General features: G+C 60.0%; 9 protein-coding genes. 6 read left to right on the plus strand and 3 right to left on the minus strand.

All coding sequences use genetic code 11. From position 1 onward, the window contains the following. Nucleotides 1-57: 57 nt before the first annotated feature. From WMO44_RS11975 to WMO44_RS11985, 3 genes are read right to left on the minus strand one after another with little or no spacing between them, the layout of a single operon-like run. On the minus strand, nt 58-237 hold the full coding sequence (locus tag WMO44_RS11975; protein WP_005921658.1) for a hypothetical protein: 180 nt from the start codon (nt 235-237) through the stop codon (nt 58-60). Nucleotides 238-239: 2 nt separating this feature from the next. After that, nucleotides 240-992, minus strand: coding sequence for a hypothetical protein (locus WMO44_RS11980; protein ID WP_349152727.1), 753 nt, complete (start codon nt 990-992; stop codon nt 240-242). Nucleotides 993-1,033: 41 nt separating this feature from the next. Next, nucleotides 1,034-1,762 carry a lysophospholipid acyltransferase family protein gene (locus WMO44_RS11985; protein ID WP_349152728.1) on the minus strand — a complete coding sequence of 243 codons (729 nt, stop codon included), beginning with the start codon at nt 1,760-1,762 and terminating at the stop codon, nt 1,034-1,036. A 218-nt stretch (nt 1,763-1,980) separates the two neighbouring features. On the opposite strand from WMO44_RS11985, the gene WMO44_RS11990 reads away from it, so the two are divergent. The 6 genes from WMO44_RS11990 (at nt 1,981) to WMO44_RS12015 (ending at nt 8,537) form a co-directional block, all read left to right on the plus strand. Then, the gene (locus WMO44_RS11990) at nt 1,981-2,820 is read left to right on the plus strand and encodes a DUF624 domain-containing protein (protein ID WP_015537206.1); all 840 of its coding nucleotides are present in this window, start codon (nt 1,981-1,983) and stop codon (nt 2,818-2,820) included. Nucleotides 2,821-2,851: 31 nt separating this feature from the next. Further along, nucleotides 2,852-4,231, plus strand: a complete 1,380-nt coding sequence (locus tag WMO44_RS11995) for a hypothetical protein (protein WP_349152729.1) — start codon at nt 2,852-2,854, stop codon at nt 4,229-4,231. Between the two features lie 39 nt (nt 4,232-4,270). Beyond that, entirely contained in the window at nt 4,271-4,873 is a 603-nt protein-coding gene (locus WMO44_RS12000; protein ID WP_349152730.1) for a cytidylate kinase-like family protein, read from the plus strand. An 83-nt stretch (nt 4,874-4,956) separates the two neighbouring features. Next, nucleotides 4,957-6,342, plus strand: a complete 1,386-nt coding sequence (locus WMO44_RS12005) for an MATE family efflux transporter (protein WP_349152731.1) — start codon at nt 4,957-4,959, stop codon at nt 6,340-6,342. A 46-nt stretch (nt 6,343-6,388) separates the two neighbouring features. Next, nucleotides 6,389-7,093 (plus strand): HdeD family acid-resistance protein, encoded by a 705-nt coding sequence (locus WMO44_RS12010; protein WP_349152732.1) that lies wholly within the window; start codon nt 6,389-6,391, stop codon nt 7,091-7,093. Nucleotides 7,094-7,130: 37 nt separating this feature from the next. Then, nucleotides 7,131-8,537, plus strand: a complete 1,407-nt coding sequence (locus tag WMO44_RS12015; protein ID WP_005921675.1) for an NAD(P)/FAD-dependent oxidoreductase — start codon at nt 7,131-7,133, stop codon at nt 8,535-8,537. Nucleotides 8,538-8,633: the final 96 nt, after the last annotated feature.

Consider the following 8,633-nt stretch of genomic DNA (forward strand, 5'->3'; position numbering starts at 1 on the left):
GAAAATAGAAAACAGAAGCTCTCTGGTCATCGCCTGCGGCGACGACCAGAGAGCCTCTCAATCGCTGTTTTTATTCTTCAAAATATCCTCCCAGCTGCGGGCTTTACCGTAATAGCGCCCATAGGGATTATCAAGGTCTGCGGCGCGGAGGACAGGCGGCGCGGGCGGCTGGGGCTTTGGAGTGCGGTCAAAGGTGAACCGGGCAGCGGGGCCGCCGGCTTTGATGCGGAAGCGCATCTTCAGTGCCCCTCCCCGGCGGTGGAGACCGCCCCGGCGGTCAGGCTTGCCCAAAGGGGCTCGCTGTTTTCCAGCAGGGAAGCGGATTCCTTCAGCCATGCGCCCCGGATGCCGATATAGTAATCTGCCAGCAGCTGCTGGCTGTCTCCGCTGGCGCTCTGCACTGCGTCCGAGGTGTAGCCGCCCAGCTCCATCCCGGTCAGCACCGGGCAATCCGTCCAGCGGTAGACCATGTTCCACCAGTCGTTGTCGGCGTCGGACTTGGGTAGATGACCGTCCAGATACCGCAGCGTGCCGGTGGTCTGCTGGAAGCCTGCGGGGTCATACAGGATAAAGATGGAGCTGAGGGAGCTTTGGATATCGGTGGAAAGCTTGGTGGTGCCCGCCATGTCCAGATAAGCGTCCGAGTCCTCGCTGTTGAAGGCCATGGTGTACTGGTTCAGCTTCACCACCACCTTGCCATCGCCGTTGCAGTCCTCGCCATAGGCGGCAAGCTGCTGTTGCAGGGCGGTGACGGTGGCTTCGGGCAGGTAGTAGGGGCTTACCACCGCAATGTTGTAATCCGGGTGGGTGGTCAGGAAATATTGCCCGATAAAGCAGTACGCCACGAACGCACCCGCAATGCCGAAGATGAGCACCCATTTCAGGTTGTAGTCCCACCAGTTTGCCCAGCGCTCCTTGCGGCTGTACTGCCGCTGTTTGCGGGGCTTGAGATCCTTGGGGTCAATGTCGCGTTCGTAACGGTAGCTTGCCATAAAATAGTTCTCCTGTGTGATGAAACGAGCGGGAAAGGCTGTTACTTCAGCGCAGCCAGAATGCTCTGGCGCACGGCGTCGGGCAGCTGCTTCTGCTCGGCCTTGCTCATGCCGGCGGTCTGGATGGGCGACATGATCTTGATGCGCACACTGCCCGGGCGGCAGCGGTTGCCGTTAGCCTCAAACAGGGCGCGGGCACCGGTGACAGCCACCGGCACCACCGGGGCACCGGTCTTGACGGCAATGCGGAAGGCACCGGCCTTGAACTCGCCTGCGCCGCCCTCTTCGCCCTTGTAGCGGGTGCCTTCGGGGAAGATGACAAAGCTGCGGCCGCCCTCCACGATGGCGGTAGCATCGTTCAGTGCCCGCACCGAGGCGCGCACATCGTCACGCTGCACGAACACGCAGCCCAGAAGCTTCATCCAGCGGTTGAGCAGGGGGATCTTTTCCAGCTCCTCCTTGGCAAGGATGCCGTGGGGCTTTTCCAGCCCGGCCAGCAGCAAGGGGATGTCGTAGTAGCTGCGGTGGTTCGCCACAAACACGCAGGGGCGGTCTTTGGGAATATTCTCCAGCCCTTCCACCGACAGGGACACACCGGTCACCTTTAAGATGCCCCGGCTCCAGCGGGGGATATGCTGGTTCACGATCTGCTCCACGGTGGCGGTATCTCCGGCGGCTGCGGCGCGCTCGGCACGGCGCAGGATGCTGTAATGCAGGATCATGTACCCGAACAGATAAATAAACATCGCAATGGTGCGAAGAATGCTCATAATGGTTTCCTCCTATTGCAAAAAATGCCATTGTCATTGTAGCACATTTTGCGTAAAAAAGGGAGAGATAAATATTTTTTTACAATTAGCCCCGGTTGTATCTTGCAAAGTTGACAAAATACAGGTATATTTATATCTGTAAAGTTAGCACAATGGCACTTTCCAGACAAAACGCCTGCGGTGCCGGTTAAAAACACAAGAGAGGTACCGCAGCTACTATGGGTCTTTTTCCTTCTGCCAATGATTTCAAGGCCGGTAAGGGTGTCGAAAAGGACGCCCCCCGCAAGACCGGCATCGGCCGCTTTTTTGAGCTTGTAGGCCGTGATATGAACGGGATGTTCCTTGCAAACCTGCTGACCTGTATCGGGTTTGCACCGGTCATCTGTCTGGTGTACATCGGCTTTTTGCAGAACAGTCTGCCGGTGATGCTGGGCAGCGCCGCCGTGGGCGGCCTGCTGGCCGGGCCCGCACTGGCCGGAATGTACGATACCGTCCTGCGCGCGCTGCGCGACGAGGCGGGCTACTGGTGGGTGACCTACCGCAAGGCCTTCAAGCGCAACTTTAAAGCCAGCCTTGCGCCCGGTGTGCTGTATACCGTGGTGGTCACGCTGCAAATTTTCCTCGTCTATTTCTGCTTCAATATGCTGTACCACGGTACCAACGTGGGCGTCCCGCTGTGGGTGGCTACGGTGCTCAATCTGGTGCTGTTCCAGATGCTGTTTGCCTACATGTGGCCGCAGGTGGTGCTGCTGGACCAGCCTTTGAGCCTGACTTTGAAAAACAGCATCAACTGCATGATCGCCTTTTTGCCCCACGCACTGGCTGCTGCCATCGTGCAGGTGCTGTTCTGGGGCGTGGTGATCTTGTGCATGCCGCTGGGGCTTTTCCTGATGCTGATCTTCGGTTTCTGGTTCGTCACTGAGGTGTCCTGCCAGATCGTGTACGGTGATATTGACCGGGTGTTCCACATTGAGGAGAACATCCGCAAGATGAAGGATGCCGAACTGGAAGCAGCCCTCAAGGAGGACTACGCCGACGATGACACCCCGGAGGAATAAGCGATAAAACTGCGGAAAGGAGCGATGTCCCATGGAACAACGGAATAATCTTGTGCTGCAGGGGACAGAGACCTTTTCCCGCGGGCAGCTGGACAACCTTGCGCTGGAAAACGGCGCACTGGTGCTGGACAGCGTGGCCGGGCGCAGCCTTTTGTACGGCAGCTACACCACCCCGGAGTTTGCCATGCCGGCCTTCTGCAACCTGAACGTCAGCTGGAACGCCCATGCACCCCGGGACACCATGGTGGAGGTGCGCTGCCGGGTGTACGCAGCAGGGGCGTGGACAAGCTGGATGAGCTTTGGCAAGTGGGCACCGGATTACCCCCGGTGCAGCGTGTCCAGCCAGAGCGAGGACGGCATGATCTTTTTGATGGGCGATACCGTCACGGTAGCCGCCCCGGGCGGCGGCACCGGCGTGCAATTGCAGGTGAACCTTTCCACCAACAACGATAAAGTTAGCCCGGCGGTGCGTCTGCTGGCAGCGGCGGTGCGTCCTCTTGCGTGGGAAAAGCACAACGGCCACCCGCTGAACCGGCGGCTCTATCTGCCGGAATACTGCCTTTCCGCCCACGACCCCAGCTTTGGGCGGGAGATGGATCTGCCGCTGGTCATGGCGGCGCTGATGAACCGCTGGGGCGAGGATATTCTGCCGGAGGAAGTGGCCTACGCCATGGAGGACGGCAGCACCCGCTCTACCGGCAACACCGCCTTTGCTGCAGCCGCCGCAGGCTGCTGCGGCTACCCCTGCTGGCAGGCGTGGATGGACCTTGCCGACCTGCGGGAGCAGATCCACGACGGCTGCTCGGTGGCGGTGCAGGTGGAGCGTCGGGTGCGCGGCCAGCGCGACCCGTCGCGGCTGTGGATGGGGCTGCGCGGTTTTGGCCACGATGACGCCGTAATGGCAGATTTTGTGCTGCTGAACGACCCCACCGCCGATACCGACGGCGCAGTGAACTGCACCATGGCGCTGGTGGATTTTATGCGTTACTTTACCGGCAAAGCCATTGCCCTGCGGCCAAAGCAGCGGGAGACTGAGGCCGACCGTCCCCGGCGGCTGCGCTGCGAGCTGCACGCTGGCACCCAGCCGGGCGTTTACTACTTTGAACGGCGGGGAGAGCCCGCAGACCTGCCGGAGGATTTTTCCGGCTGGATCGCCTGCGCGCCCCACGATGGCGTGGCGCACGCCACCACCGCCCACCGCACCTTTTTGCGCTGTACCCGCACCGAGGACGGCGGGGTACAGTTCCCGCCGGAGCTGCTGGCCGCAGGCGGGCGCTACAGCGTGTATGCAGTGGATCAGACCGGCACCATGCGGGTAGCAGAGGTACGGCTGCCGAAGCCGACCCCTGTACCTGCAAGCACAGAACCCCAAGCCAGCGGCCAAACCGGGGACGCCCCGGCACAGCCGTAAGCTTTTTCAGGGCGATATATGAAACAGGAGGAACACATTATGGCAAAGACGATCATCACTTTGGGCCGTGAGTACTGCACCGGCGGACGCTACATCGCAGAGGACGTGGCAAATGCACTGGGCATCAAGCTTTACGACAAGGAGCTGATCACCATGGCAGCAAAGAACTCCGGCTTGTCGGAGGAGGCTGTTGCCGCCAGCGAGAAACGGCACACCCACAGCCTGCTGTACAGTCTGTACACCATGGGCAATGAGCTGCCGCTGGGCGATCAGGTGTTCATTCTGCAGAGCCGTATCATCAAGCAGCTGGCCGAGGAAGGCCCCTGCGTGATCCTTGGCCGCTGCGGTGACTACATTCTGCGGGAGCGCAAGGACGTGCTGCGGGTGTTCGTGTATGCACCCAAGGAGTGGCGCTTGCAGTACGCCAAGACCAACCCCTTGGTAAAGGCCAAGGACGAAAAGGGCATCAAAGACGAGGTGGAAAAGACCGACCGCAACCGCTCGGCCTACTACAACTACTACACCCAGAACCGCTGGGGCGATGCCCACAACTATGATCTGGCCATCAACGCCGCCCTTGGCCGCGAGACCTGCGTGAAGATGATCTTAGACGCAGCCGCCGCAAAGGAAAAGACGCTGTGACCCCCAGCCAGACCCAATAAACAACGACAGAACGTGGGCAGGGCGCTTCTGCGCCCTGCCCATGTTTCCGGCAAGGAGAAATCGTGAAAACAAATCAATCGCAGACCGCACCCGCCGAGGTGCGGGAAAACATCATGGGCACCATGGAGATCAACCCCCTTTTGCTGAAACTCAGCATCCCGATGATGATCTCCATGCTGGTGCAGGCGCTGTACAACGTGGTGGACTCGGTGTTCGTGTCCCATGTCAGCGAGAGCGCCCTCACCGCCGTATCGCTGGCCTTTTCGCTGCAGAACGTCATGATCGCCGTGGGCGTGGGCACCGGCGTGGGCGTGAACGCCCTGCTGAGCAAGAGCCTTGGCGAAAAGAACCAGAGCCGCGCCAACGCCACCGCAGAAAACGGCATCTTCCTTTCCCTGTGCAGCTTTGCGGTGTTCTTTGTCATCGGCCTTACCTGCATGAAGCCCTACTTCTACGCCCAGACCAGTGACCCCGTGATCGCGCAGCAGGGCATCCGGTATCTGTCGGTTTGCTGCATCTTCAGTCTGGGTATTTTCACTCAGACCATGGGCGAAAAGCTGCTGGCGGCCACCGGCCGCACCCAGCTGAGCATGATCAGCCAGCTGGTGGGTGCAGTGGTGAACATCATTCTGGACCCCATCTTCATCTTCGGCTACTGCGGGCAGGCGCTGTCCGGCACCACCGGCGCGGCGGTGGCTACGGTCATCGGCCAGTTCTGCGGTGCAGGCATGACCTTGTACTTCAACACCCGCAAAAACCCGGATATCCAGATCAGCTTCAAGGGCTTCCGGCCCAGCGCTAAGGCCATTGGCCGCATCTACACCGTGGGTCTGCCCAGCATCGCCATGCAGTGCGTGGGCAGCCTGATGACCTTTGGCATGAACCTGATCCTGATGGCCTTCTCCGCTACGGCGGTGGCGGTGTTCGGTGTCTACTTCAAGCTGCAAAGCTTTGTGTTCATGCCCATCTTCGGCCTGAACAACGGCATGGTGCCCATCATCGGCTACAACTACGGTGCCCGCAGACCGGATCGCGTGAAAAAGACCATCAAGCTGGCGGTGTGCTACGCCGAAGGTATCATGCTGGCAGGCTTCTGCATTTTCCAGTTTGCGCCCGGGCAGGTGCTGAGCATCTTTGCCGCCAGCGACGCCATGCTGGCCATCGGCATCCCGGCCATGCGCATCATCTGCCTGCATTTCCTGCTGGCGGGTGTCAGCATCGTGCTCAGCTCGGTGTTTCAGGCGCTGGGCAACGGCGTCTTTAGCCTCATCGTTTCGGTCTGCCGCCAGCTGTTCGTGCTGCTGCCGGCAGCGTGGCTGCTGGCACAGACCGGCAGCGTCAACAATGTCTGGTGGGCCTTCCTCATTGCGGAAGTCGTCAGCATCCTGATGAGTCTGGCCTTCTATGCCCGTATCAACAAGACCACCATCGCACCCCTGTACCACTGACCCGGGTGCGGGCAGCGGCCCTGCAAACGAAAGGAACGTGATCTCTATGGTAAAAAAGCTGAAGTGGAACCTGATCCTCATGAGCCTGCTGTATGTCGGACTGGGCATTTTTCTGGTCATGAAGCCCGGCACGGCGCTGAACATCGTCTGCTACGCTTTGGGCGGCGTAGTGCTGGCCTGCGCAGCGGTGCAGCTGATCCGCTACTTTGTGGTGGAGCGCGGGGTGTTCCAGAGCCAGCTTACCCTGATCTCCGGCCTTGTCTGCCTTGCGCTGGGCGTTTTTCTGCTGCTGCGCAGCGATATCGTGGTAAGCATTTTGCCCATCGTGTTCGGCCTGTTCGTCATCTTTGACGCCATTGGCCGGGTGCAGAACGCTTTAGACCTGCGCCGCTGCGGCTACGACAGCTGGAAGGGCTTTCTGCTGCTGCCGGTGCTCAGCGTGGTGCTGGGCGTGGTGCTGATTTTGAACCCCTTCGGCGCCATGGAAACGCTGGTGATGGCCATCGGCGTCATCCTGATCGTAGAGGGTGCCATCAACCTGCTCAGCGCCCTGTACACCATCCTTGCGGTGCGCCGCTTTGCCAAGCTGCACCCGGAGACCCAGTCCGTGCTGGAAAGCATTACCGGTGAGGATTTGAACGGCGATGGCGTTGTCGCCCCGGACGTGACCCGCACCGATGCAGAAGCCACCGCCGTGGAGCTGGACCATGTGGACGAGAGCGCCACCGTGGAACAGGAGGAACGGGAGTAAGCTCCTGTCAAAACAGAAAGGAAAAAGGAACAAAATCATGGAAAAGTACGATCTGATCATCGTGGGTGCGGGCCCTGCCGGCATCTTTACCGCTGTGGAGCTGCTGCGCCACGGCAGCAAAAAGAAGATGCTGCTGGTGGAAAAGGGCAAGCCGGTGGAAAAACGCCACTGCCCCAAGGCAGAGGTAGGCCACTGCGTCAACTGCCGCCCCACCTGTGCCATCACCACCGGCTTTTCCGGTGCGGGCGCGTTCTCGGACGGCAAGCTGAGCCTGTCCTATGAGGTGGGCGGCGACCTGCCCACCCTCATCGGGGAGGAGTTTGCGCAGGAGCTGATCGACTACACCGATAAGATCTATCTGGAGTTCGGCGCAGACCCCCATGTGGAGGGCATCTACACCGGTGAGGACATCAAGGAGATCCGCAAAAACGCCATCCACGCGGGTCTGAAGCTGGTGGATTGCCCTATCCGCCATCTGGGCACTGAGAAGGCGCAGGAGCTGTATCTGGCCATCCAGAACTATCTGGCAGACAACGGCGTGGAGATGCGCTTCAATACCGAGTGCGAGAACATAATTCTGGAAGAGGAAGGCTGCAAGGGCGTGCTGCTGAAGGACGGCGACAGCCTGCTGCCCGTGTATGCGGACGAGGTGGTCATCGGCACCGGACGCCGCGGCGCAGACTGGCTGGAAAAGCTCTGCGCAGAGCACCACATCGCCCACAAGCCCGGCACGGTGGACATCGGCGTGCGCGTGGAGTGCCGCAACGAGGTGATGGAAAAGGTAAACAAGGTGCTGTATGAGTCCAAGCTCATCGGCTACCCGAAACCGTGGAAGAACAAGGTGCGCACCTTCTGCCAGAACCCCGGCGGCTTTGTGGCGCAGGAGAACTACGACAACGACCTTGCGGTGGTCAACGGCCACAGCTTTAAGGAAAAGAAGAGCCCGAATACCAACCTTGCCATTCTGGTGTCCCACAACTTTACCGAGCCCTTCAACCAGCCCATCGCCTATGCACAGAAGGTGGGCGAGCTGACCAATATGCTGGGCGCAGGCCACATTATGGTGCAGCGCTACGGCGATATTCTGGACGGCAAGCGCACTTGGCAGAAGGAACTGGCACAGTCCAACGTGAAGCCCACGTTGAAGGATGCCGTGGCCGGTGATATCACCGCCGCCATGCCCTACCGTGCCATGACCAACATCATCGAGTTCATCAAGATGCTGGACATGGTCGTGCCCGGCTTTGCCGCCAACGAGACCCTGCTGTACAGCCCGGAGCTGAAGTTCTACTCCAACAAGGTGAAGATGGACGAGAACCTCGACACCAACATTCAGGGTTTGCACTGCCTGGGCGACTCCTCCGGCTGGACGCGCGGGCTGATGATGGCCTCGGTCATGGGTGTGCTCATGGGGCGCAAGCTGGCTGAAAAAGAAGGCTGCTGAAAACGATTTGAAATGGCCGCCGCGTGCGCTTTGGCCATGCTCCAAGGAATTTGATTTTTATTTCAGTGCCCCGGAGCGTCTGCGGACGCTCCGGGG

The sequence above is a fragment of the Faecalibacterium tardum genome, from assembly GCF_040096515.1.
Classification (GTDB): Bacteria; Bacillota; Clostridia; order Oscillospirales; family Ruminococcaceae; genus Faecalibacterium; species Faecalibacterium tardum.

Bases quoted from the DNA above. Each gene is read 5' to 3' on its own strand.
- WMO44_RS11995 (WP_349152729.1), top strand. From the start codon at position 2,852: ATGGAACAACGGAATAATCTTGTGCTGCAGGGGACAGAGACCTTTTCC.
- WMO44_RS11980 (WP_349152727.1), bottom strand. From the start codon at position 992: ATGGCAAGCTACCGTTACGAACGCGACATTGACCCCAAGGATCTCAAG.
- WMO44_RS12000 (WP_349152730.1), top strand. From the start codon at position 4,271: ATGGCAAAGACGATCATCACTTTGGGCCGTGAGTACTGCACCGGCGGA.
- WMO44_RS11985 (WP_349152728.1), bottom strand. From the start codon at position 1,762: ATGAGCATTCTTCGCACCATTGCGATGTTTATTTATCTGTTCGGGTAC.
- WMO44_RS11975 (WP_005921658.1), bottom strand. From the start codon at position 237: ATGCGCTTCCGCATCAAAGCCGGCGGCCCCGCTGCCCGGTTCACCTTT.
- WMO44_RS12010 (WP_349152732.1), top strand. From the start codon at position 6,389: ATGGTAAAAAAGCTGAAGTGGAACCTGATCCTCATGAGCCTGCTGTAT.
- WMO44_RS12015 (WP_005921675.1), top strand. From the start codon at position 7,131: ATGGAAAAGTACGATCTGATCATCGTGGGTGCGGGCCCTGCCGGCATC.
- WMO44_RS11990 (WP_015537206.1), top strand. From the start codon at position 1,981: ATGGGTCTTTTTCCTTCTGCCAATGATTTCAAGGCCGGTAAGGGTGTC.